This is a genomic window from Albidovulum litorale, assembly GCF_025751495.1.
Classification (GTDB): Bacteria; Pseudomonadota; Alphaproteobacteria; order Rhodobacterales; family Rhodobacteraceae; genus Albidovulum; species Albidovulum litorale.
The window spans coordinates 899,052-922,934 of record NZ_JAOWKZ010000002.1; the positions used below are offsets into that span (position 1 = coordinate 899,052).

General features: G+C 63.3%; 24 protein-coding genes. 13 read left to right on the forward strand and 11 right to left on the reverse strand.

Features of this window, described 5'->3' with window-relative positions; all coding sequences use genetic code 11:
- Nucleotides 1-4 precede the first annotated feature (4 nt).
- Nucleotides 5-889 carry a LysR family transcriptional regulator gene (locus tag OEZ71_RS10270; RefSeq protein ID WP_263739851.1) on the reverse strand — a complete coding sequence of 295 codons (885 nt, stop codon included), beginning with the start codon at nucleotides 887-889 and terminating at the stop codon, nucleotides 5-7.
- A gap of 62 nt (nucleotides 890-951) precedes the next feature.
- The gene (locus OEZ71_RS10275) at nucleotides 952-1,881 is read right to left on the reverse strand and encodes a dimethylarginine dimethylaminohydrolase family protein (RefSeq protein ID WP_263739852.1); all 930 of its coding nucleotides are present in this window, start codon (nucleotides 1,879-1,881) and stop codon (nucleotides 952-954) included.
- A 243-nt stretch (nucleotides 1,882-2,124) separates the two neighbouring features.
- Here OEZ71_RS10275 and OEZ71_RS10280 point away from each other — a divergent pair, with 243 nt between their 5' ends.
- Nucleotides 2,125-3,015: a LysR substrate-binding domain-containing protein gene (locus OEZ71_RS10280; RefSeq protein ID WP_263739853.1), complete on the forward strand. Its 891-nt coding sequence runs from the start codon at nucleotides 2,125-2,127 to the stop codon at nucleotides 3,013-3,015.
- A 135-nt stretch (nucleotides 3,016-3,150) separates the two neighbouring features.
- Here OEZ71_RS10280 and OEZ71_RS10285 read toward each other — a convergent pair whose 3' ends face one another.
- From OEZ71_RS10285 to hmgA, 8 genes are all read right to left on the reverse strand, one after another.
- Entirely contained in the window at nucleotides 3,151-3,999 is an 849-nt protein-coding gene (locus OEZ71_RS10285) for an SMP-30/gluconolactonase/LRE family protein (protein ID WP_263739854.1), read from the reverse strand.
- Entirely contained in the window at nucleotides 3,996-4,604 is a 609-nt protein-coding gene (locus OEZ71_RS10290; RefSeq protein WP_263739855.1) for a 2-dehydro-3-deoxy-6-phosphogalactonate aldolase, read from the reverse strand. Before OEZ71_RS10290 ends, OEZ71_RS10285 begins: the two co-directional genes overlap by 4 nt.
- Complete coding sequence (locus tag OEZ71_RS10295) at nucleotides 4,601-5,515, reverse strand: 2-dehydro-3-deoxygalactonokinase (RefSeq protein WP_263739856.1); 915 nt, start codon at nucleotides 5,513-5,515, stop codon at nucleotides 4,601-4,603. The genes OEZ71_RS10290 and OEZ71_RS10295 overlap by 4 nt, the downstream gene beginning before the upstream one ends.
- A complete protein-coding gene (locus OEZ71_RS10300; protein WP_263739857.1) occupies nucleotides 5,512-6,282 on the reverse strand; it encodes an SDR family NAD(P)-dependent oxidoreductase in 771 nt (256 codons plus the stop codon). The genes OEZ71_RS10295 and OEZ71_RS10300 overlap by 4 nt, the downstream gene beginning before the upstream one ends.
- Nucleotides 6,283-6,328: 46 nt before the next feature.
- The gene (locus OEZ71_RS10305) at nucleotides 6,329-8,038 is read right to left on the reverse strand and encodes an IlvD/Edd family dehydratase (protein WP_263739858.1); all 1,710 of its coding nucleotides are present in this window, start codon (nucleotides 8,036-8,038) and stop codon (nucleotides 6,329-6,331) included.
- 98 nt (nucleotides 8,039-8,136) lie between these two features.
- Complete coding sequence (fahA, locus tag OEZ71_RS10310; RefSeq protein ID WP_263739859.1) at nucleotides 8,137-9,390, reverse strand: fumarylacetoacetase; 1,254 nt, start codon at nucleotides 9,388-9,390, stop codon at nucleotides 8,137-8,139.
- Between the two features lie 8 nt (nucleotides 9,391-9,398).
- Nucleotides 9,399-10,037, reverse strand: a complete 639-nt coding sequence (gene maiA, locus OEZ71_RS10315) for a maleylacetoacetate isomerase (RefSeq protein WP_263739860.1) — start codon at nucleotides 10,035-10,037, stop codon at nucleotides 9,399-9,401.
- Nucleotides 10,034-11,392, reverse strand: coding sequence for a homogentisate 1,2-dioxygenase (gene hmgA, locus OEZ71_RS10320; protein WP_263739861.1), 1,359 nt, complete (start codon nucleotides 11,390-11,392; stop codon nucleotides 10,034-10,036). Before hmgA ends, maiA begins: the two co-directional genes overlap by 4 nt.
- A 70-nt stretch (nucleotides 11,393-11,462) precedes the next feature.
- Here hmgA and OEZ71_RS10325 point away from each other — a divergent pair, with 70 nt between their 5' ends.
- Nucleotides 11,463-11,897: a MarR family winged helix-turn-helix transcriptional regulator gene (locus OEZ71_RS10325; protein ID WP_263739862.1), complete on the forward strand. Its 435-nt coding sequence runs from the start codon at nucleotides 11,463-11,465 to the stop codon at nucleotides 11,895-11,897.
- A 42-nt stretch (nucleotides 11,898-11,939) separates the two neighbouring features.
- Here the strand turns inward: OEZ71_RS10325 and OEZ71_RS10330 are convergent, their stop codons facing one another.
- Complete coding sequence (locus OEZ71_RS10330; protein ID WP_263739863.1) at nucleotides 11,940-12,716, reverse strand: helix-turn-helix domain-containing protein; 777 nt, start codon at nucleotides 12,714-12,716, stop codon at nucleotides 11,940-11,942.
- Between the two features lie 177 nt (nucleotides 12,717-12,893).
- Between OEZ71_RS10330 and OEZ71_RS10335 the strand changes: the two genes are divergently transcribed.
- The 11 genes from OEZ71_RS10335 to OEZ71_RS10385 all read left to right on the forward strand — a co-directional run bounded on the left by OEZ71_RS10335 (nucleotide 12,894) and on the right by OEZ71_RS10385 (nucleotide 23,841).
- Complete coding sequence (locus tag OEZ71_RS10335) at nucleotides 12,894-14,462, forward strand: ABC transporter substrate-binding protein (protein WP_263739864.1); 1,569 nt, start codon at nucleotides 12,894-12,896, stop codon at nucleotides 14,460-14,462.
- An 84-nt stretch (nucleotides 14,463-14,546) separates the two neighbouring features.
- A complete protein-coding gene (locus OEZ71_RS10340) occupies nucleotides 14,547-15,491 on the forward strand; it encodes an ABC transporter permease (RefSeq protein WP_263739865.1) in 945 nt (314 codons plus the stop codon).
- 12 nt (nucleotides 15,492-15,503) lie between these two features.
- Nucleotides 15,504-16,388, forward strand: a complete 885-nt coding sequence (locus OEZ71_RS10345) for an ABC transporter permease (RefSeq protein WP_263739866.1) — start codon at nucleotides 15,504-15,506, stop codon at nucleotides 16,386-16,388.
- Nucleotides 16,388-17,359 carry an ABC transporter ATP-binding protein gene (locus tag OEZ71_RS10350; RefSeq protein WP_263739867.1) on the forward strand — a complete coding sequence of 324 codons (972 nt, stop codon included), beginning with the start codon at nucleotides 16,388-16,390 and terminating at the stop codon, nucleotides 17,357-17,359. Before OEZ71_RS10345 ends, OEZ71_RS10350 begins: the two co-directional genes overlap by 1 nt.
- A complete protein-coding gene (locus tag OEZ71_RS10355) occupies nucleotides 17,356-18,342 on the forward strand; it encodes an ABC transporter ATP-binding protein (protein ID WP_263739868.1) in 987 nt (328 codons plus the stop codon). Before OEZ71_RS10350 ends, OEZ71_RS10355 begins: the two co-directional genes overlap by 4 nt.
- On the forward strand, nucleotides 18,339-19,976 hold the full coding sequence (locus OEZ71_RS10360; protein WP_263739869.1) for an amidohydrolase: 1,638 nt from the start codon (nucleotides 18,339-18,341) through the stop codon (nucleotides 19,974-19,976). Before OEZ71_RS10355 ends, OEZ71_RS10360 begins: the two co-directional genes overlap by 4 nt.
- Entirely contained in the window at nucleotides 19,973-21,403 is a 1,431-nt protein-coding gene (locus OEZ71_RS10365; protein WP_263739870.1) for a C69 family dipeptidase, read from the forward strand. Before OEZ71_RS10360 ends, OEZ71_RS10365 begins: the two co-directional genes overlap by 4 nt.
- Nucleotides 21,404-21,484: 81 nt before the next feature.
- Complete coding sequence (locus OEZ71_RS10370; protein WP_263739871.1) at nucleotides 21,485-22,117, forward strand: CDGSH iron-sulfur domain-containing protein; 633 nt, start codon at nucleotides 21,485-21,487, stop codon at nucleotides 22,115-22,117.
- Nucleotides 22,118-22,257: 140 nt separating this feature from the next.
- Nucleotides 22,258-23,151, forward strand: coding sequence for an SPFH domain-containing protein (locus OEZ71_RS10375; protein ID WP_263739872.1), 894 nt, complete (start codon nucleotides 22,258-22,260; stop codon nucleotides 23,149-23,151).
- Nucleotides 23,151-23,423, forward strand: coding sequence for an NfeD family protein (locus tag OEZ71_RS10380; RefSeq protein ID WP_263739873.1), 273 nt, complete (start codon nucleotides 23,151-23,153; stop codon nucleotides 23,421-23,423). Before OEZ71_RS10375 ends, OEZ71_RS10380 begins: the two co-directional genes overlap by 1 nt.
- The gene (locus OEZ71_RS10385; protein WP_263739874.1) at nucleotides 23,413-23,841 is read left to right on the forward strand and encodes an NUDIX hydrolase; all 429 of its coding nucleotides are present in this window, start codon (nucleotides 23,413-23,415) and stop codon (nucleotides 23,839-23,841) included. The genes OEZ71_RS10380 and OEZ71_RS10385 overlap by 11 nt, the downstream gene beginning before the upstream one ends.
- Nucleotides 23,842-23,883 lie beyond the last annotated feature (42 nt).

Sequence of the window (23,883 nt, forward strand, 5' to 3'; positions counted from 1 at the left end):
CGCATCAGATCTGGGATATCCTCTGCGCCTCGCGCAAAAGGGCTGCAAGGACCGGCGTATGCGGTTCGCGGTACGGCGCGATCAGGCCGACGGCGTGGCGCGTCTTTCCACTCTTCAGCGGGACGATCCGCACCTCTTTCCCGGCGGCAAGGAACTCGGCCATCTGCACCGGCAGGATCGTCACCCATCGTCCTGTCACGACATGCGACATCAGGACCACGGTGGAGTTAGACTCGACCGCCCCGGTGACGCTGCGCCCGGCCTCCTGAAAATGCTGGTTGATGATGCGCCGGTTCTGCATGTCCGGTGTCAGAAGGCACAGGGGTTCGTCCGCAATCTCGTCCCAGCCGACTTCCGACCGCCCCGCCAGAGGAGAATCCGCCCCGCAGACGAACATGTAACTTTCCCGGTAGAGCGGCACCGTGGTGACCCGGCCCAGCGGTTCGTTGTCGAGGTAGGAGATCCCCGCATCCACTTCGAGGTTCTCGATCATGGCGAGGATCTCGGCCGAGGTCCGCGAAAGGATGGTGAAGCGCACATTCGGATGGGCGCGACCGAACTGGCCGGTCAGATCGGCGACCGTGGTCAGCGCCGTCGGGATCACCGCCAGCCGCAGATTGCCCGCAAGCCCCTGCCGGACCGCGCGCATCTCTTCGCGCATGGTGCGGGTATCGGCGACGATCTGGCGCGCCCAGACGAGCACGCGCTGGCCTTCGGGCGTCAGCCCGCCGTAGCGCGACCCCCGCCAGACAAGCTGTACGCCAAGCTGCGCCTCAAGCGCCTTGATCCCGGCCGAAAGTGTCGGCTGGGTCAGCCCGAGGCTTTCGGCCGCGCGCCCGAAATGCCCCTCGCGCGCGAGGGCAATGAACATTTCCAGCTTGTCGATCATGCGCGGCCCGCCTCTGTCCCGGTCCCGAACCTATCCCGGGGCCGGGCCGGGCCACAACCGGTTTACGCCGCCCGGCGCAAAGCCTGCGCCATGCAGTGGATGCCACCGCCGGTCTTGGAAATCTCGGCGGTATCGACAGCCGCCACCTCGAACCCGCGCGCCTTCAACTGGCCGATCAGCGCCTGGGACGATGTCGGCGCGATCACCTTGTCATTGCCCAAGGCCATGAAATTGCAGCCAAGCGCCATCGTATCGGCGAAGGGCACGTCGATGATCTCATGCCCCTTAGCCTTCAGCCAGTCGACGATCTTCGGGTCCGTGCAGGTCAGGCAGACGGCGGTCAGCTTTTCAGCGATTGGCACCACCATCAGGTCGATATGGACGTAGTATTCGTCGATGAAGGCGATGCGGGTTTCCCAGCCTTCCTTCTCGAACCACGACGCCACCTGACGCGCGCCTTCCTCCTGCGTGCGGGCCCCGCCGCAGCCGATCAGAACGCAACCTTCCTCGATCACGTTGAAATCGCCGCCCTCGAACGTGCCTGCCGTCACCATGTCATAGATCGGGATGCCCATCGCCTCATAGGCGCGGAGCGCGGCATAATTCTCGCCCCGCCGCCACCAGTTGGCCATCGCGGTGATGACGGCGCCGTAGGGCGTCATGAAACTGGAATCGCGGGAATAGACCTGCATGGTCAGTTCGGGCTCCGCCGGCAGCATATGCACTTTCACACCGAAATGCTCATAGGCCGAGACAAGCTCCGCATGCTGGGCCTGCGCCACCTGAATGTTGCAGGGCGCCTCGCGCAGATGCTTGCGCGACAAGCTGGAGGTCGCGCGGTGGAAAAGATGCGCGGGCGAGCCCAGAAGCACATCGGTCAGCGGATCGGTTTCGTTCTGAAGGCCCCAATAGGCCATCGGTTTCGTGCCGCCCTTGGGATTGCGGCGCTGCAGGGTAAAGCCTTCGGCATGGGGCAGGCGGTCAAGGGCCATGGATTGCTCCTTCAGGGTTCAGACGCCGGGCGGATACGGGCCTCGGTTGATTGCAGATGTGTGAACGGCGCGGTTGCCATACGTTTTGCCGACAGAACGCCGACGTTTTGCAGACCGGATCATAGGCCCTTTTCAGCCGGGAGGGTGTGAAACCTTTTCTTGGCTTTGACAAATTTCATTCACCTTTTCTCTGGTAAGCTGCCAGCACCACGATAGACTTTCTGGTCGGAACCGGAGTGAGAAATGGCCCGTATCCCCTCGACCCAGGCGCTGCGCGCGCTGGAAAGTTTCGCCCGCCACGGCACTGTCTGGCAGGCGGCGGATGAGCTGAACCTGACCCGCAGCGCGGTCAGTCATCAGTTGCGCCTTCTGGAGCGTGAGATGGGGTTCCGCATGTTCGACCGGGTCGGCACAAGGATCGAACTGACGCCGCAGGGCATGGCCTATGCCTCAGATATCCGCCGGGCGCTCTCGGCCATTGCCGGATCTGCGGCCCGGAATGCGGGGCGCGGGGTCACCGGTGCCCTTACGGTAAGCTGCACCCCGGGCTTCGCCGCGACCTGGCTTTGCCCCAAGATCGGCCGCTTTCGCGAAGGCTTCCCCGATGTCTCGCTATCGATCGTAACACCCCGGCGGCTGGACGACGTGTCGAACCCGGATGTTGATCTTTTCCTGACATTCGGTACTGGAAACCAGCCCGGCATGCAGGTGGAACTCCTGAAAGAGGTGGAGTTTACGCCGCTCTGCAGCCCCGCGCTCATCAATCGTCTCGGCGGTCTGAACGGCCCGCGCGACGTCTTGCGGGCTGGCCTTTTGCATCTGCATGAACGCGAGGACTGGCGGAACTGGTTCCGCCTTGCCGGGGTCGGGGAAGAGGCCGCGCAGGAGGGCATTGTTTTTGCCGACATGAATCTTGTCTATGCCGCCGCGATGAACGCGCAAGGCATCGCCATGGGGGACGAGTTCATCTGCCACGAGGCGATGGAGGCCGGAACACTCGTCAGGCCCTTCGACCTCGCGATCCGTTCGCCGCGATCCTATTTCCTCGTGGTGCCGACCGACAAGGCGGACAATCCCGCCGTGGGGGCGTTCCGGTCGTGGCTGCGCGAGGAACTGCCGGACATGCACGACTGACGGTCTTGTGCAAATCCATTTGTCGTCATCGGTTCGGCTCGCTGGTTCAGGGATTGGTTAACACGATGCTGATACCGTCGCCGTTACCCGATACAACTTCCGTCTTCGGCACGAAAATATTTCGGGAAGTTTTTCTCAGAGAAGGACGCGGTGTTCGGCCTGTCCGGGCGTGTCCACCCTGACGCGGAAGGTCGCCCCGGCGGGTGGCGTGTCGATCCCGGTTGCTGCCGTGGTGATGTAGAGGGTCTTCATATCCGCGCCGCCGAACGCCGGGCAGGAGATCTGCGGGGTGGGCACCTCGACCACCGACAAGAGTGTCCCATCCGGCGCATAGCGCGCGACGCGGCCCGCCCCCCATTGCGCGTTCCAAAGGCACCCTGCACTGTCCACCACCGATCCGTCGGCCTCAATCGCTGTACCTCTCAAATCGGCAAAAAAGTCCGGCTCTCCCACAGGCCATCCGTCCTGCGGGCTCAGCTTCTGCCGCATGATCCGCCCGGCCCGCGTATCGGTGTAGTAGGCCCAGACGCGGTCAGGGGAAAAGGCGATGGAGTTGGAGATCGTGACATCCCCCACCAGCCGCCGCACCTCGCCCCGGTAATATCGGTAGATGGCTCCAAGGCCCGGTTCAGCCTTCTTTCCCATCGTGCCGATCCAGAACCCGCCCCATGGATCGGCGCGCCCGTCATTGGAACGGGTCAAAGGTTGGTCCGCTTCGATCTCGGCCAATCGGGACTGCGCGCCACTTTCGATATCGAAGCGGAACAGGCCCGTCTCATCGGCGATAACCAGTGTGTCGCGGTCGACCCAACCGGCTGCCGAGACATGGGCGTCGAACTGCCAATGCCGCTCATCCCCCGCCTCTGTCCGGGTCAGGAGCTTCTTGCCGAGGATATCGAACCAGAAAAGCTGCCCCCTGAGCGGATGCCAGAGCGGCCCCTCGCCAAGTGCGCAGACTGTCGGACTGAAGACGGTGACGGTCACTTGACCCAGGCCCGGTCATAGGCCGAGACGATCCCGGCCGCACGCCGCGCGACCTCATCGGGCAGCAGGCCCGGACGGTACAGCGCGGTTCCAAGGCCGAAGCCCGCGATCCCGGCCTGCCGCCATTCAGCGAAGTCCCCGGCACCGACACCGCCCACGGCAAATGTCCGGGTTCCGGCGGGCAGGACCGCGTTGATTGCGGCGAAGCCCTGAACGCCGATCAGGTTCGCCGGAAACAGCTTCAGCCCATCGGCCCCCGCACGCAGGGCTGTGAAACATTCCGTGGCGGTAAAGACACCGGGATAGGATTGCATCCCCATCCGTTTCGTCGCCGCGATGACCTCGGGATTGCAGTCGGGCGAAACGATCATCCGGGCACCGATACCGGCCAGCCGTTCGACTGACGGCACATTCAGAACCGTTCCGGCCCCGATCTCCGCTCGCCCATCCGCCGCCATGATCATGCGGGCGATACTGTCATAGGGATCGGGTGAGTTCAGAGGCACCTCGATCCGGGTGATCCCCGCGCCGACCAGTGCCTCGGTCACCGCGACCGCCTCATCGGGCGTGATGCCCCGCAGGATGGCGATGATGGCCCGGCTCATGCCCGCCTCCCCGCGAGTTCAGAGGCAGCCGCTGTGAGTCCCGCAAAGACCGCATCGCGGCCCGCGACGACCTCGGCTGCAAGCCCCTGAGCGGCCAGCGCCGTGTGGTAAGCCGACGCGACGGTTTCGGCCCCGAGGATCGCCACCTGCCGTCCCAGCCAGTAAGGCTTCGCGGCGGCAAGTTCCGCCCCGATCAGAAGACCCGATAGACGCGCCCGCGCGGCGTGTCCGTCGAGCCCTTCCAGAATCCCCGCCGCCCGCAGACGGAAGAGATGGGTGGCCAGCCGTTCCGGCCGCGCCAGCGCATCGTCGAGGCCCTCGGCAAAAGCCGCCTCGTCCCAGCCGTCCGTGGCGACGGTGTGGCGCAGAACGGACTGACCGCCGATCAGGGCGAAGAGCTCGCCCGTCATGAAGGTCTGGAACGACACCACCTCGCCCGCGCTCACCTCCACCCATTTGCTGTGTGTGCCGGGCAGGCACAGGATACCGTCCCAGCCGGGATGGGTTGCAAGGAAGCCTGCGATCTGTGTCTCCTCGCCCCGCATCACATCCGGCGGGTTGGACTGGCTCAGGCCCGGAAGGATTTTCAGGCTCAGGCGTGGGTCGTTCACCGGTACGGTGGCGGCCGCGGCGGCGTCGAGCGGCGCGCAGGGCACCGGGCGATAGGGGGCCTCGCGCCAGCCGATGCTGCTGCCGACCATGCCGCAGGCGATCATGGTCACGCTGCCGGAGGGCGGAAGGTAGGGTCCGATCAGTGCCAGAAGCGCAGGCTCGAATCCGTCGGGGCCAAGGGTTGCGACACCGTCGGCAGAGGCGAGTTCATGCAGGACCTCTCCCGGCTTGCCGACCAGCATGGCCCTCAGATGCGTCGTGCCCCAGTCAAGGCCGATCCATGCGATATCCCCGCTCATCCCGTCACCACCACGCCGCCGTCAATCACCAACGCCTGCCCGGTCATCATCCGCGATGCCGATGACGCCAGAAACAGCGTGCCACCAACGATGTCCTCGGGCGCGAGCGTCTCTTTCAGGCATTGCCGGTCGAGATGGGTGGCGAGCCCCTCGGGTGTCACCCACATCGCTTTCTGCTTGTCCGTCATCACCCAACCCGGCGCGAGCGCATTGACCCGGATGCCGTCGGGCCCGAATTCCCGGGCAAGGGAGCGCGTGAGGCCGTTCAGGCCGGAATTCGCAGTCGTGTAGATCGGGTAGCCCGCATTGCCCATCATGTAGCTGATCGAGGTCATGTTGATGATTGCCCCACCACCCGCCGCGCGCATACCCGGCAGGACCGTCTGTGCGGCAAAGAAACAGGCCTTGAGATTGATGGCGATGGCGCGGTCCCAGTAATCCTCGCTGACATCCTCGGTCGCGTGGCGCTGGTCGTTGGCGGCGTTGTTGACCAGAACCGTCACCGGCCCATGCGCCTCACTCGCCGCGGCGACGGCCGCTTTCAACGCCCCGGTATCGGTAATGTCGCACGGGATGAAAAGCGGCCGGATGCCGGTTTCGGCCTCCATCTGCCCGGCAAAACCCGCACCGTCCGACCGCTGGACAAAGGCCACCCGCGCGCCCTGCCGCAGAAAGCCCTCTGTCAGGGCCGCGCCGATCCCCGATCCGCCGCCGGTGATGAAGACCGATGCATCTTTCAGATCAGGATAGATCGCCGAAGGTTTCATGCGTCACTTCCGTCCGCTGTCGAGAGCTTTTGCGCCGTATCCCACATCAGTGGCTTTCCCTCGTGACCGGTCTTGTATCCTTGCCGACGAGGAAGTCGAGATCGGCACCCTCATGGGCCTGCATGACGCTGTCGGTGTAAAGCTTTGCGTAACCGCGCGTGTAATGCGGGGGCGCGGGGGACCATGCCGCCTGCCGCCGCTTCAGCTCGTCTTCTTCCACCAGATGCGTCAGCTCCCCCCGGCTGGCCGAGATGCGGATCCGGTCACCGGTTTTCACCTGCGCGAGCGGCCCGCCCGCCTGAGTCTCGGGGCTGACATGCAGGATCACGGTACCAAAGGCGGTGCCGGACATGCGCGCATCCGATATCCGCACCATGTCGCGCACGCCTTGTTTTACAAGCGCAGCGGGGATCGGCATGTTGCCGACCTCGGGCATGCCGGGATAACCCTTCGGGCCGCAGCCCTTCAGCACGAGGATCGTATCGGCCGTCACAGGCAGGTCGTCGCGGTCGATATTGGCTTTCATCTCCTCGATCGATTCAAAGACATGGGCGGGCCCTTCGTGTTCCAGCAGCGCAGGCGTCGCGGCAGAGGGTTTCACGATGGCGCCCTTCGGGGCGAGATTGCCGCGCAGAACCCGAATTCCCGCCGCAGGCTTCACAGGGTCGGCGAAGCTCCGGATCACGTCGCGGTTCCAGCACTCCGCCCCTTCGGCATAGGCCGAGATATCGCCGCCCAGAACGGTCTTGGCGGGGCGCAGTTTTGCGCCGAGTTCACGCAGCACCACCGGCATCCCGCCTGCGTAGCAGAAATCCTCCATCAGGTATTTGCCCGACGGCATGCAGTTGACCAAAAGCGGGATGTCGGAGCCGACTTCGAAATCGTCGAGCACCAGCGGCACGCCGACCCGTCCGGCCAGCGCCAAGAGGTGAATGACCGCATTGGTGGACCCACCCACGGCGGCGTTGGCGAGGATTGCATTCTCGAAGCTTTCGCGGGTCAGGACCTTTGACAGGACCAGATCCTCCTCGACCATTCCGACGATCCGCCGTCCGGTCATATGGGCGAGCGCCATGCGCCGCGCATCCACCGCCGGAAGGGCGGCATTCGTCGGCAGGCTCATCCCCATCGCCTCGACGAGCGACGCCATGGTGGAGGCCGTGCCCATCGTCATGCAGACGCCCTTCGACCGGCTCATGCCCGACTCGGCGGCCATGAAGTCCTTAAGCGTCATCTCGCCCGCGCGCACCGCCTCGGAAAACTTCCACACATCGGTGCCCGAACCGATGTCCTGCCCCTGCCACTTGCCGTTCAGCATCGGGCCGGACGACACCACGATCGTCGGCAGATCGACCGAGGCCGCCCCCATGAGCTGCCCCGGCGTGGTCTTGTCGCAGCCGCCCAGAAGGACGACGCCGTCCATGCCATAGGCGCGGATCGATTCCTCCACATCCATCGACAGAAGGTTGCGGAAGAGCATTGCTGTGGGCTTCATCTGGGTCTCACCCAGTGACATGACCGGGAATTCGACCGGAAAGCCGCCGGCCTCCCACACGCCGCGCTTCACGCCTTCGGCAAGCTCGCGAAGGCCGGAATTGCAGGGGGTCAGTTCCGACCATGTGTTGCAGATGCCGATGACCGGTCGGCCGTCGAAGACATGGTCGGGAAAGCCCTGGTTCTTCATCCACGACCGGTGGATGAACCCATCCTTGTCGTGCTTGCCATACCAGGCCCGGTTGCGGCGGTCTTTGGTCATGATGCCTGCCTCGGTTGCGCGAACGGGAAAGCCCTTGGCAGCAGTATTTGGGTCACGGCGAAAGGGCAAGGCTCCCGCCGCTTTGATCGACTGTCGGGCTATGACCGGGCGAAGGGATCTTTCAGCGCGGGCAGGAGCTGACCTTCGCAGCGGCCGAAACCGATGCGGTAGCCGTCGCCCTGCGCGTGACCGGTCAGGGTCAGCGTATCGCCGTCTTCGATGAAGCTGCGGGTGCCGCCGGTTTCGAGTGAAACCGGCTCTTTCCCGCCCCAACTCAGCTCCAGCAGGCTGCCGCGGCTTTCTTTCGTTGGGCCCGAAATGGTGCCGGAGCCCAACAGGTCGCCGGTGTTCATCGGGCAACCCGATGTGGTGTGATGCGCCAGTTGTTGGGCGGCGGAATAGTACATCTCGCGGTAATTGGTCCGCGCGATCGTGGTGGGCGTCTTGCCCTCGGGGGCCAGTGTCACGGCAAGGTCGATGTCATAAAGCATTGGCCCGGGCTCTGTCAGGTAGGGCAGAAGCGGGCGGGTGCGGTCCGGGGTCGTCACACGGAACGGTTCCAGCGCGGCGCGGGTGACGATCCACGCGGATATCGTCGTGGCCGTCGCCTTGGCCTGAAACGGGCCGAGTGGCTGGTACTCCCAGGCCTGAATGTCGCGGGCCGACCAGTCGTTCAGAAGGACATAGCCAAAGATCATCCGGTCGGCCTCAGCCACTGTCACCGGCCCTTCAGAGGGCAGTCCCACGACTGCGCCCAATTCCAGTTCGATATCGAAGCGGGCCGAGGGCGCGAAGCGGGGCAGGTCGTCATCCGGGCCTTTCACCTGCCCCCAAGGCCGCCGGACCGGCGTGCCCGAGACGACGACGGAAGAAGCGCGGCCATTATAGCCGATGGGGATCGACAGCCAGTTCGGCGGCAGCGCGTTTTCCTTGCCCCGGAACATGGTGCCGACATTCTCGGCATGATGCCGCCCGGCATAGAAATCGGTGTATTCCGAGACGAGGAAGGGCAGGTGCATCTGCGCCTCTGCGATCGGCACAAGATAGGGTTCCGCCACCCGGTCGGTGCCGTCGGCCAGCAGCGTCTGCAATTTCGCCCGGTAGGCGTCCCAGACCTCCGGCCCCAGCTCCATGAAGTCGTTCCAGAAGGGCACGTCCAGCACCGGGTCATCGGTCGCTGTCAGGATGCCCTCTTCCTCCAAAGCGGTGAGATCGACGATCATGTCGCCGATAGCGCCGCCACAGCGGGGCTCGGTTCCTTCCGTTGAAAACACGCCATAGGGCAGATTGTTCAGCGGAAACTCTCCGTCGGGGGCGTTGGCGCTTTCGATCCAGGATTTCATCAGTGTCATGTCGGTCCTCAGGTCTGGATGGCGTCGGGCTGCGCCTCGGGCGCGGCCTTGGCGAAGGCGGGCAGGGCGCTTGCCATCGCGTCGATCTCGGTCAGGTGCGGCCATGGGGCAAGGTTCAACCCCCAGCGCCGCGCATTGTAAATCTGCGCGACAAGGCAAATATCGGCGAGCGTTGGGGCATCAGTGAAGGCGAAGGGCGTTGCCGGATCGACCATACGTTCCAGCGCGTCAAAACCAAGCGCCATCCAGTGGCACATCCATGCGGCCTTGTCCTCGGGTGTTGCATCGAAGGTTGCGCCCAGATGCTGGACGACACGCAGGTTGTTGACCGGATGGATATCCATCGCGATCAGATGCGCCGCCGCCATCACCCGCGCCCGCAAAATGGGATCGGCGGGCAGGAGGGGCGGTTCGGGGCACGTCGTCTCCAGCCAGTCAATGATCGCCAGCGACTGGGTCAGGACAGTACCGTCCGCCAGTTCCAGCGCGGGGACCAGCCCGGCGGGGTTCCGTGCGGTATGGTCCGCGCTGCGTTGTTCCCCGGCGACGAGGTTCACTGGAACGGTGTCGAAAGCCACGCCCTTGAGGTTCAGGGCGATCCGCACGCGGTAGGACGCGGTTGATCGCCAGTAGGAATAGAGCCTCATTTCCGGCCCGGCGTGCCGTCGAACTTCTTTTCAAGCGAGGTCCAGCAGTCGATGTAGTCGTCCTGCAGCGGCGCTTCTTTCGCGGCGAATTCGGTCAGGTGCTGGGGAAAGCGTGTCTCAAACATGAAGGACATGGTGTTGTCGAGCTTGTCCGGCCCAAGGTTCGCGTTCGACGCCTTCTCGAACGCCTCGCGGTCGGGCCCGTGCGGCAGCATCATGTTGTGCAAGGACATTCCGCCCGGAACGAAACCCTGCGGCTTGGCGTCGTACTGGCCGTAGATGTTGCCCATCAGTTCCGACATCACGTTCTTGTGGTACCAGGGCGGGCGGAACGTATCCTCCATCACCATCCAGCGTTCGCGGAACAGGACGAAGTCGATATTCGCGGTGCCGGGCACGCCCGAGGGTGCGGTGAGTACAGTGAAGATCGACGGATCGGGGTGGTCAAAAAGGATCGAACCTACCGGGCAATAGGTCCGAAGGTCGTATTTCACCGGGGCGTAGTTGCCGTGCCATGCCACGACATCGAGCGGCGAATGCCCGATCTTGGTTTCATGAAACTGGCCGCACCACTTTATCGTGACGGTCGAGGGCACCTCACGGTCCTCGAAGGCCGCGACGGGCGTTTTGAAGTCACGCCGGTTGGCCATGCAGTTCGCGCCGATGGGGCCACGGCCGGGCAGTTCGAACTTCTGGCCATAATTCTCGCAGACAAAGCCGCGCGCGGGACCGTCGATCAGTTCCACGCGATAAAGCAATCCGCGCGGCAGGATGGCGATCTCTTTCGGCTCCAGATCGATGATGCCGAGTTCCGTGCAGAACCTGAGCCGCCCCTCCTGCGGCACGACCAGAAGCTCGCTGTCGGCGGAGTAGAAATAGGCGTCCTCCATCGAGGCGGTCACCAGATAGATATGGCTGGCCATGCCGACCTGCGTGTTCACATCGCCCGCCGTCGTCATCGTTCGCATCCCCGTCAGCCATGTCAAAGGCTGGTCCGAATGCGCGACAGGGTCCCAGCGGTACTGGCCGAGCGAGATCACATCCTCCACGACATGCGGCGCGGTCTTCCAATAGGGAAGCGCGATCTTCTCGTACCGCGCAGAATGCTTGACCGAGGGGCGGATGCGGTAGCACCAGGTCCGCTCGTTCTGATGCGAAGGCGCGGTAAAAGCGGTGCCGGAAAGCTGTTCGCCATAAAGCCCGTAATTGCATTTTTGGGGGCTGTTCATGCCCTGCGGCAAGGCACCGGGCAGCGCCTCCGTCTCGAAATCATTGCCAAAGCCCGGCATGTAGCCTTCGGTCGTACCGCAAGGCGTCGCGGCTTGGTGGAACCCGGCTTGGGTATGGTCGGTCATGGCAAGGCCCTCCAGATAATGGTTGCATTCGTAATAGTTGATTTTGTAACTAACAACAGGAGATTTGCCGATGACCCCAGATACCGAATTCGACCTGCACAGCTTCCTGCCTTACCTTCTGAACCGCGCCGCGGAAGAGACGGGCTTGAAATTCCAGAAGATCTACAAGGACCGCTACGGCATGCTGCGGACTGAATGGCGGGTGCTGGCGCATCTCGGCCGCTTCGGCACGATGACGGCGACCGAGATCGGCGCGCGGGCTGGGGTGCACAAGACCAAGATTTCCCGCGCCGTGGTGCGTCTGGAACAGCTCGGATTTCTCGTCCGTACCGGCAACGAAGCCGACCGGCGGCAGGAGTTTCTTGGGCTGACGAAGAAGGGACAGGCGGCCTATGCCGATCTTTCCCGGTCGGCGCAAAGGTTCAACGCCGAATTGACGCGCACTCTTTCCGAACAGGATCAGGCGGTTCTAATCCGCTGTCTGAAACATCTCGCGGCCGTCTGATGGGCTTTTTTGGTCATCACAATCCAGCTTAGGGGCACGGCCTCAATCTTGACCCGAAGCCAGGATCGTCATCGCCCGCCGGTCAAGCTGGGCAGAGCCGATGTCATATCGCCCGACTTTTTTCATTGCTGCCCGCAGGTCGATATTCGTGCCGAGATAGCGCCAGATGATGGGGGCGGTGAAGGGGGTGCGGTGCCTGCTTGTGATACCAAATGTCGTGCCGCGCAGATAGGACAGCTGGCCGCGCCCGATCGGATGCAGCACTGTCTCCACCAGAGCATCGCGGGCGAGTTCCTGGAACTCCATCACGAAGATGCGGTTGCCCAGAAGCGCGACCCGGCCATCATATTTCGACAGGTAAAGTGTCCCGTCCTTGTCATCGACGGACCTCTCCAGCGATTTGCAATGCACGATGCCGTCTTTCACGCTCAGCCGGACAAGCGCGCAAATGACCGAGTTGGCCCAGCTCTCGGTTTCGAAATAGCTGAGGTAGTAGCCAAGATATCGGCGCAGTCCCAGTGTTTGCCCGGCAAAGGCACTGTCGAAGCCGCGCAATTGGGTATCCATCGGTGCGGTTTTCAGCCGCGGCTGGACAAGTGGATGCACCTCGAACTCATCCGGCGGCAACAGCAGTTCAGCCGGGCGGACACCAAAGTAGGTCGAAATGCGCCGGAGATTGGCTGCCGAGGGTTGCGATGAACCGTTCAGGTACTTGTTGAACTGCTGCCGGTTGATGCCAATGCGACGACAGGTCTCGGATATCGACGATTCGGTCGAACACAGCAGGCGCAGATTGGATGCCAGCACGGATTCCGTCATCACACTCCCCGTCAACATGACATGGCCAGTTTAGTTCGCGACTTTAAGCTATAAAAGCTTAAAATCGCGTCATATCGCGTAGTGGCGCGAAATTGTTCCGGACGTCCTTCCGGGATTTAGAATCGAGGAGAAAGTTGGTGCGCTGAGTGACCGCCAACTTAACTCAGGGAGGACGACATGACGAAACAGAATATCTCCTGGAGCCGCGTGGGCCTGCCCCGCCGCGCGTTCCTGAAAGGCGCGACCGCGCTTGGCGCGATGGCCGCCACCGGGCTTGCCCTGCCGCGTCCGGCATTCGCCGCCGGCGGCACGCTGAAGACCCGCACCTATGCCGACATCCGCTCCATGGACCCGGCCTTCAGCCAGGGTGTGGTGGATGAAGAGATTCACGCCGCGATCTACAACAAGCTGATCCAGTACAAGCCGGGCCGCGAATGGGGATGGCAGCTTGACGCCGCCACGATGGTCGAACAGGTGGACGACACCCATATCAACTTCGCGCTGCGGGACGATATCGGGTTTACGAACGGCTTTGGCGCAATGACCGCCGAAGACGTGAAATTCTCGTTCGAGCGCATCATCGACGACGCGCTGGAATCCACCAACAAGCCCGACTGGGGCCCCTTGGACCACGTTGAAGTTACGGGCGAACGCACCGGCACCATCGTGCTGAAGAACGCGTTCCAGCCGCTCTGGTCGATCACGCTGCCCTATATCGCGGGCAATATCGTGTCGAAGGCCGCTTTCGAAAGCGTCGGCGGCAAGATCGACACCCAGCCGGTCGCGACCTCGGGTCCCTACCTGCATGCCGGCTGGGAGCCGAAGCAGAAGACCACGCTGAAGCGCAACCCGGACTGGAAGGGCGAAGCGCCCGTCTATGACGAGATTCAGATCTACCACATTGACGATGAAAAGGCCGCCGAGATCGCGTTCGAGGCCGGTGAGATCGACTTCACGCGCGTCAGCCTCGACTCCGTCGAACGCCTGAAATCCTCGCCCATCGACGGCGCGACGCTCGATGAATACCCGTCGCTCTACTATGTCTGGGTCGGCATGAACCTCGACAACCCGAAGATGGCGAACCTGAAACTCCGTCAGGCGATCCAGTATGCCATCGACGTGCCCTCGATCATGGCGGGCGCCTATTTCGGCGCGGCCGAGCCGTCGACCGGCATCATCGCGCCGGGTCTGCCGGGCCACCGCGAAGCCTCGCTGACGGGTACCGCTGCTGATCTGGAGAAGGCGCAGGCTCTGATGGCGGAATCGGGCGAAACCAACGTCTCGCTGACCATCAGCGTCCTGAACAAATCCGCGAACGTCACGGCGGCGCAGATCATTCAGGCCAACCTCGCCGCTATCGGCATCACCCTGGACATCAGCCTGCACGAAGGCGCGACGTTCTGGGAACTGGGCAACGACGAGAACGTCGAACTGGTGCTGAACCGCTATTCGATGACGCCGGACCCGTACTACGCGACCTCGTGGTTCATCACTGAACAGGCAGGCATCTGGAACTGGGAGCGGTTCAAGAACGAAGAGTTCGACGAACTGCACCTTGCCGCCCAGTCGGAAGGCGATCAGGCCAAGCGCGCGGCGATGTATGCCCGCGCCCAGGACCTGATGGAAGAAAGCGGCGCCTACAAGTTCATCACTCATGAATCGACGCCGGTCATCTATCGCAACGGCGTCGTCCCGGCGCTGCGGCCGGATGGATTGCCGCTCTACCGCTACTTCGGCGCGGTATAACACCTCCCTGCGGACGGAGGGGGCGTGGGTTCGCCCGCGCCCCTTCCACCCTTCAGGAATCGGCTGTCTCGCGGGGAGGAGATCATGCTGAACTACATTATCAGGCGCCTCGGATTGGCGGCGGTGATCACCGTGCTGGCCGTGACGCTTCTGTTTCTGATCATCCACATGATCCCGGGCGATCCGGTTTCGACCATGCTCGGTCCCAAGGCCACGCCCGAGATGCGGGCGGCGCTTGAGAGCCGGATGGGGCTCGACAAACCGTTGCCTGTCCAGATCGGTCTTTTCTTTCTGAACATGCTGCGCGGCGATCTGGGGATGGATGTGTTTTCGAACCGTCCGGTGACGACAATCGTATTCGGCCAGATTCCTTACACGCTGACGCTGATCTTCGTTTCGATCCTCTGGTCGGCGGTGCTGGGCATCGCGCTCGGCTGCTACTCGGCGGTCAACCGCAATTCGCTGGGCGACCGGCTGACCGGCGTCCTGTCGGTATCGGTCATCGCCGTGCCCGCCTTCGTCGTGTCGCTTTACTCGCTGCTGCTCTTCGCGGTGAAACTGCAATGGTTCCCGGCCATCGGCGCGGGGGAGCCCGGCGGTTTTGGCGATCAGCTTCACCACCTCGTCCTGCCCAGTCTTGCCATCGGCCTCAGCTGGGTCGGCTATATCGCGCGGCTTGTCCGTGCCTCTATGCTGGAGGTGATGGGCGAAGGCCACATCCGTACCGCCCGCGCCTTCGGCCTGCTGGAGCGGCGGATCACCTTCGGCTATGCGCTGCGGCTTGCCATCCTGCCCACAGTCACCGTGATCGGCGTCGGCATGGGCTTCCTGCTGTCTGCCGCCGTTTTCACCGAGATCGTCTTTTCCCGCCCCGGACTTGGCAAGCTGGTGATCGACAGTATCACCACCCGCAATTACCCGGTGGTGATGGGATCGGTGCTTTTCTCCACCCTCATCTTCGTGGCCTCCACGACGCTAGCAGACATCGTCAATGCCATCCTCGACCCGCGTATCCGGGCCGGGAAATAGGGGGCCGGGATCATGACAGACACAGCCGTATCATTGCCGAAGCCCCGTTCCGAACTGGGCGAGATCTTTCATCACCTCGTTCGTGACCCGTTGGGTCTTGCCGGGCTGATTATCGTGACGCTGATCGTCGCGTCCGCGCTCTTCGCGCCATGGATCGCACCTTATGACCCGATCGCGATGAACATTCCCGATCGGCTTCAAAGCCCGAACCTTACCCATCTTATGGGCACCGATCAGATCGGCCGCGACACGTTCAGCCGCGTCATCTGGGGCGGGCGCGTGGCCCTTCAGGTCGCCCTGCCTACAATCGCGGGGGCCATCGCCATCGGCCTGATCCTTGGCATGATCGCGGGCTACGGGCCCAAATGGCTGGACAACCTGATCGTGCTCTTTTTCGATACGGTCCGGTCCTTCCCGACCGTCATGTTCGCGTTGGCGGTTGTCGCGCTGGTGGGGCCGAGCCTGAATACCGTGATCCTTGTTATCATGGTCACATCGATCCCGACCTATGGCCGCGTGGTGCGCACGCTGACGCAGTCGCTAAAGGAAGCCGAGTTCATCACCGCCGAGAAATCGCTGGGCGCTTCCACCGCACGGATCATGACGATCCACATCGTTCCGAACGTGCTCGGGCCCCTCGCGGTCCTGGCTGCGATGGACATCCCGACGGTCGTCGGGCTTGAGGCAGGCCTGAGCTTCCTCGGTATGGGGGTAAAACCGCCCACGCCGTCCTGGGGTTCGCTCTTGAATGACGGCTATTCGCTCATCCGCAACACGCCATGGCTGATTGTCGCCGGGGGCATTCCGCTGATCCTGACGACGCTGGGTTTCACCTTCCTTGGTGAGGCGTTGCGCGACGTGGTCGATCCGAAGCTTCGTGGCAAGGGGGGCAAGTGATGGCCGTTCTCGACATCCGTGACCTATCGGTCAGCTATGCCACCCCGCGCGGCGCGCTGAAGGCCCTGCGCAATGTCTCGATGACGATCCCCGAGGGCAAGATCGTTGGCATCGTCGGTGAAAGCGGCTGCGGCAAGTCCACGCTGATTTCCTCGATCATCCGGCTGATGGCCCCGAACGCAAAGGTCGGTTCGGGCGAGGTGCGGTTCAAGGGCGAAAACCTTCTCAGCCGGTCCGAGGCCGGGATGCGCGCCCTGCGCGGGACCGAGATTTCCATGGTCTTTCAAGATCCGATGCAGACCCACAACCCGGTTCTGACCGTGGGCCGGCAGATGGTGGACATCCAGTATCGCGACAAGTTGTCAAAGGCGGACAAGCTGAAACGCGCGGCCGAGATGCTGGCGCTTGTCGGCATTCCCGACCCGGAGGCACGGCTGAACCAGTATCCGTTCGAGTTTTCCGGCGGCATGCGCCAGCGCATCGCGATTGCCATGGCGCTGATGGCGAAACCGTCGCTCTTGATCGCGGATGAACCCACGACCGCGCTCGACGCCACGCTGGAAGTGCAGATCATCAAGCGGCTGCGGGAATTGCAGGATGAGATCGGCTGTTCGATCCTCTTCATCTCGCACCATCTCGGCGTCATTGCCGAGCTTTGTGACGAGGTGGTGGTGATGTATGCGGGCGAGGTGGTGGAAAGCGGCAGCGTCCGCGACGTCTTTCACAATCCCGCGCATCCCTACACCCGCGCTTTGCTGGAATGCGACCCCGGACATATCAAGGTCAGGACCCGCAACCTGCCGACGATCCCCGGCAATATCCCCGACCTTGTCAGCCTGCCGAAGGGGTGCATCTTCGCCGAGCGCTGCGACAAGCGCCATGACGCATGTGTAACGCGGCCCGCGATGGGAACCGCCAGCCCCGGCCATCATGCCGCCTGCCACCTTATTGCAGAAAGGGTGACCGCATGAGCGCGCTGCTTCAGATCCGTGACGTCTTCGTCCGCTTCCGCCTCCGCGGTGGTGTTTTTTCCTCCGCCGGAACCATAGACGCGGTGTCAGGTGTCAGCCTCGACATAGAAGAGGGCAAGACCTATGGCATCGTCGGCGAAAGCGGGTCGGGCAAGACCACTTTGGCCCGGGCTGTCGCGGGGCTTCACCATGCCTCCGAAGGCTCGATCCTCTATCGCGGGCAGGAACTCGTCGACCTGCCGGAGGCAGAGTTCCGCAAGCTGCGCCGCGAAATCGTGATGATGTTTCAGGACCCGATCGGATCGCTGTCGCCCCGCCTGACGATCAAGTCTCTGATCACCGAACCCTTCCGCATTCAGGGCATGGGCGACCGCGACCTTGAGGCAGAGGCGAAGCGCCTGCTGACCATGGTCGGCCTGCCGCCGGAATTCGCGGCGCGCTACCCCTATCAGATTTCCGGCGGTCAGGCCCGCCGGGTGGGTGTTGCGCGGGCACTGGCGCTCGATCCGAAACTGCTGATCGCCGACGAACCCACTGCCGGGCTCGACGTGTCGATTCAGGGTGAGATGCTGAACCTTCTGGCGCGTCTTCAGGATGAACTCGGCCTGGCCATAATGATCATCACCCACAACCTGAATGTCGTGCGCCACATCACCGACAAGGTCGGAATCATGTATCTGGGCAAGCTGGTGGAGGAAGGCCCAACCGAAGAGGTGTTTGCCCGCCCGCAGCACCCCTACACGCTGGCCCTGCTGGCCGCGAACCCCGAGCCTGATCCCGACGCGCAACTGATGCGGGTGGAATTGCAGGGCGAACCGCCCTCGATCCTGCGTCGCCCGAAGGGCTGCGAATTCCACACCCGCTGCCCCTTCGTGCAGCCGCGTTGTTCCATAGAGATGCCCGTGTGGACGGCGCGGGCTATGGGTGCCCATCGCTGCCATTTCCCGGAAATCTGGGTCCAGGAAGAAACCGCCGCGTCATGAGTGCCACGATCTTCACCAATGGAACGATCCTGACGCTGGACGATGCCAATTCCACGCCCAAAGCGGTTGGGATCGACGGAGAGCGGATCGTTGCGGTCGGACACCTGCACGATGTCCGTGCAGCCCTGCCCGGGGCGGATGAGGTGGACCTTGCAGGCCGCACCCTCATCCCAGCCTTCATCGACCCGCATGGGCACTTCCCGGACTCGGCCTTTGTCACGCTCCTGCGGGCCGATCTTGCATCGCCCCCGCGCGGGGAGTGTCGATCTCTCGCTGATGTCTTCGCGCGGCTCAGCGCCAAGGCCGCCCAGACCCCGAAAGGCGAATGGGTCATGGGCGCAGCTTTGGACGAGACATTGCTGGCTGAAGGCCGCATGCCAACCCGCGATGAGCTGGACGCAGTTTCGCGGGACCATCCGGTGTGGGTCATTCACACATCGGGCCACTGCGGTGTCGCGAATTCGATGGCTCTGGCGCATCAAGGGATCAGCGAAGGCACGCCCGACCCGGCAGGCGGACGGTTCCTGCGCGATACGGCAGGCCGTCTGACCGGTGGCATAGAGGGCCTGAGCGCGATGGGCGAGATGGGGGATACCCATTTCCTGATCAACCAACAAAGTTTTCGACGCAGCTTCGATGCCGCCCGCGAGGAGTACCTCGCCCACGGTGTCGCGCTCGCGCAAAACTCTTGGACAGCCCTGCCACTTCTGGAGCTGTTCGCCGATGTGGCAAGTCAGGGAGATCCCGGCATCGACCTCGTTCTGTTGCCGGTCGCGGAGATAGAGCCGGGTTTTTCAACCTCGAACCTCTGCCGCAACTGGCCGGGCGCCAACATATCGCTTGGCCCCCGCAAGTTGCTGACCGACGGCTCGTTCCTGATGCGTACGGCCTGGCTGACCAAACCCTACCATACCGGGGCGCCCGGCAAGGTGCCCGACAAAGGCCTCGCCTATATGGAGCGCGACACGCTGTTCGCCGAGGTTCGGAAGCTCCACGACATGGGCTATCAGATCCACACCCATTGCAACGGCGATGCAGCGTCGGACATGTATCTCGATGCGATCGAGGCGGCTTTGGCAACCAATCCGCGCGCCGATCACCGCCATACAATCATCCACGGGCAGGTGATGCGCGAAGACCAACTTGAGCGCTGCGCCGAACTCGGCGTGACGGTCAGCTTCTTCCCCGCCCATGTCTGGTATTGGGGCGACCAGCACTATTCCGAATTGCTCGGACCGGAGCGGTCGCAGAATATCTCGCCCACAGGCTGGGCCGAAAAGGCCGGTGTGCGTTTTACCATCCACAACGACGCCTCGGTCACGCCCACCCGACCGCTCCACCTGATCCATACGACGGTAAACCGTGTGACGCATGGTGGCCGCACACTGGGCGAGGAACAGAAGATCAGCGCCCTTTCGGCGCTGCGCGCCCACACGATCGACGCGGCCTGGCAGGTCTTTCAGGAAGATGAGCGTGGCTCTATCGAACCCGGCAAACTCGCTGACCTCGTCATACTGGACGCCAGCCCCCTTGACCGACCCGACAGGATCGACACGATCAGAGTGGAACAGACCTGGCGCCGGGGCGCGCGGGTCTATCAGGTAGAAAACAAGAAGGTCGGAGCACTGGTGTGAGTTACGCCATCTATATCGGCAAGAACCACTCGGCCACCGGCCATGCCTGGCTTGGCGGTTACGGCGACGAACCGTCCTCGCACTGGCTGGAAATCATTCCGGCAGCCGATCATGGCCCGGGCACGATGATTGAGGTGGGCGTGGGACCGGAGGCGGACATGCCGGGCCGACGCACACAGATCCCGCAGGTCAAGCGCACGCTCAGGCATATGCGGGTCAGCTATTCTTACTATCTCGGCGTGCCGGCCCCCATCACCAATGGCGGGTTGAACGCAGCGGGCGTAGCCGTGCGCGATGTCTGGTCGACCTCGCGGGCCGAACTGATCGCGATGACGCCGAAAGACCAGACCGGCCTGAACTATTCAGACCTCGCGCGGATCGTCATGGAACGCGCCACATCGGCGCGTGAGGCGGTGGAGATTTGCGCCGCCCTCATCGCCGACCATGGCGAGGCGACATATGGTGGCAACTCGCACCTCTTCGCCGATGCCGATGAGGCCTGGGTGATGATCCAGTTCGCGGGGGGCAAGGGGCTCTGGGTGGCCGAACGGCTGGGTCCCGACAGCATCCGCGCCTCGCGTCCCGGCTACGTGCTGGAAGTGCCGGTGAATGAGCCGGATCCCCCCGATTTCCTCTGGTCGCCGAACTTCGTCAGCTTCGCCCGTGAGATGGGCTGGTATGACGACGGCGCCTTCAATGCCAACACGATCTATGGCGACAGCAAGGGCCGGTGGGAGGGTGTCCGGTGGATCGAGGCCGAAATGCAGGCCCGCGCCGCAAGACCCGAAAAGATCGACCTCGCTGATGTCATATGGGCGGTCAGGACCGAAAAGCTGACCGGCGACACCGCCGGTTACGGTCAGGTCGTACCCCTTTTGTCCCCGTCTGACCCGGCGCTTTACATGATGTGGCATGCCGCGACCGGCGCCATCGCCGCGCCTTTTGCCCCGGTCTTTCTCGGCCAATCCACTATTCCCCCGGAATACGGCCCGCACCGTTATCTGACGACCGGCGAATCCCACCGTTTCATGGACCTCCGCAAGGCGGTCAGCGGCAATACCGACACTGTCTCGCTTGTCTCGCAGGCGCATGAGGCGCATCGCTCAGCGGTGCAGGAAGCCAAGCGGCTGATGTATCTGATGCAGCTACTCGGCCCCGAGGCGCTGGGCCGGGCCACCGGAGTATTCGAGGCGCATGAGGCACGCCTTGCCCGCCAGACCGCGGCGCATCTGCGCATTGCGGATGCGGCCGTTGCCGCCGGGCTGACCGACGACATGATGGAGATCCTTGGTGCGTTTAGCACCGGCGCGCTTCTGGCGGGTTTGCGAGCCGTTGCAGGCCTTTCTGCGGGGTTCGAGGTGGAGCTTTCGGCGCGGGACCTGACCTGGAGCCCGGGCACGCCGGTAGCCTTCCCGCAGATCTGGTGACCCGGCCCGCTCACGCAACTTTTGTTTGACCTGCCTCCCCATCCGCCCGACGGTGGGGACACGTCAGGCGTGGAGGGTGGTATGGACGATGACGTCAAGGTTGTAATCGAAACGCGGGAAAACGGCCCGCTGGTCATCAAGGGGCTGGATGAACTCACGGGCCCCGACGGTCAACCGCTGGAGGTGAAGCCGGTCGTCGCGCTTTGTCGTTGTGGCGGCAGCAAGACCAAGCCCTTTTGCGATGGCAGTCACAAGACCAATGGGTTTCAAAGCTCGGGCGGCACGCCGTCCGGGGTGAACCGCATCCTGCGGTACGCAGGTCAGGAAGTGACGGTCACCTACAACCCGCTCATCTGTTCCCACGCCGCCGAATGCGGCCGCATCGCGCCCGAAGTCTTCAACCCAGCGCAGAAGCCATGGGTTCAACCTGACAAGGGCAGCCGCAATGCGGTGGAATCGGTGATTGCCCATTGCCCCTCGGGTGCGCTGGCACTGGCGCTGGGCGATGCGGTCACCCATCTCGTCGCCGACCGGGCCCGGATTGAGGTCGCCCGCAATGGCCCCTACTACGTGCGCGAGGCCGACATTGCCGAACCCCATCCTGGCGAAGGCGCGTGCCGCCGCAAATACGTGCTTTGCCGTTGCGGCAAATCGGGTATCAAACCCTATTGCGACGGCAGCCACCGCGATCAGGGCTGGAAAAGCGGCGATTAAGATGTCGGGCAATACATCCTGACTGACTGGAACAGCTTTCGGCTAGCCGGATTGACTCCGTACGCGGCTGCAAGGGCTTTTCACCGGCGGGTCCTGCGGGCATAGTCACGTCCGCGGGACATTTGATCCGGGGGACGGAAATGGATTTAGAGCAGGTTCTGGGAGAATTGATCGGCGGCAACGGCGTGCTGATCGCTCTGGCGGTATTCATCATCATCTGCGTCATGCTTGGCGTGCGGATCGTGCCGCAGTCGGAAAAGCATGTCGTGGAACGGTTCGGGCGGCTGCGCGCCGTCCTCGGGCCGGGGATCAACTTCATCGTGCCGTTCCTCGATCGCGTGGCGCACAAGATTTCTATTCTTGAACGCCAGCTTCCGAATGCGTTGCAGGATGCGATTACCTCCGACAACGTGCTGGTGAAGGTGGAAACGTCGGTCTTTTACCGCATCATCGAACCGGAAAAGACCGTCTACCGGATCCGCGATGTGGATGGCGCCATTGCCACGACGGTCGCCGGCATCGTTCGGTCCGAGATCGGCAAGATGGAACTTGACCAGGTCCAGTCGAACCGCGCCGACCTGATCGCCAAGGTGCGTGAGCAGGTCGCGGCGATGGTCGATGACTGGGGGATCGAGGTCACGCGGGCCGAAGTGCTGGACGTGAACCTTGATGAGGCGACGCGCGCCGCGATGCTGCAACAGCTGAACGCCGAGCGCGCTCGCCGCGCGCATGTGACCGAGGCCGAGGGCAAGAAGCGCGCAGTCGAACTGGCCGCCGATGCCGACCTCTACGCGGCCGAGCAGGAAGCCAAGGCCCGCCGCATCTCGGCCGAGGCCGAGGCCTATGCGACCGAGGTGGTGGCAAAGGCGATCCGTGAAAACGGGATCGAGGCCGCACAGTATCAGGTCGCTCTGAAGCAGGTGGAAGCGCTGACGGCGGTCGGGCAGGGGGCAGGCAAGCAGACCGTGATCGTGCCCGCCAATGCGCTGGAGGCCTTTGGCGATGCGTTTAAGATGCTGAAGGGACGGTCGTAATGCTCTGGCAGCTATGGTGGGTCTGGATGATCGCCGGGGCGATTCTCGGCATTCTCGAAGTGGTAATCCCCGGATTTATCCTTCTGGGTTTTGCTATCGGGGCGGCGCTGACCGGACTTCTTCTTTGGGCCGGAATCCTCGGCGGTTCGCTCGCGGTGCTGCTGCTCGTATTCGCCGTGGCATCGCTTGCAGCATGGCTCTTCCTGCGCAAGGTCGTGGGCGTGCGGCGTGGCCAGATCAGGGTCTGGGACAGCGACATCAATGACAACTGATTCCGGCTTCGTCGGCGCGAAGCTTGCGCTGATCGGGGCCGGACGGGTGCTGACCTGTCTCAGGGACGACCGGGAGGGGATTGCCTTTCCCGGGTTCTGGGATCTGCCCGGCGGCGGGCGTGAAGGATCTGAAGGCCCCGAAGACTGCGTTCTGCGCGAGTTGCGCGAGGAATTCGGGCTGGTCTTGCCGAAATCCCGGCTGATCTGGCGGCGCGACTATGCGTCAAAACACGAGCCCGGTGGCCGCGCTGCGTTCTTCGGTGGCCGGATCGAACCCGGCGAGGTTGACAGGGTCGTTTTCGGGGATGAGGGGCAGGGATGGCAGATGATGGAGATCGGGGTCTTCGTGACCCATGCCCGTGCCGTTCCCTATCTGCGCACCCGGCTGCAGGATTTCCTTTCGGCAGGGGTCATGTGAAGACCTGTTCAACCGCGCGTGCGACTGGGGCATAATCGCGCC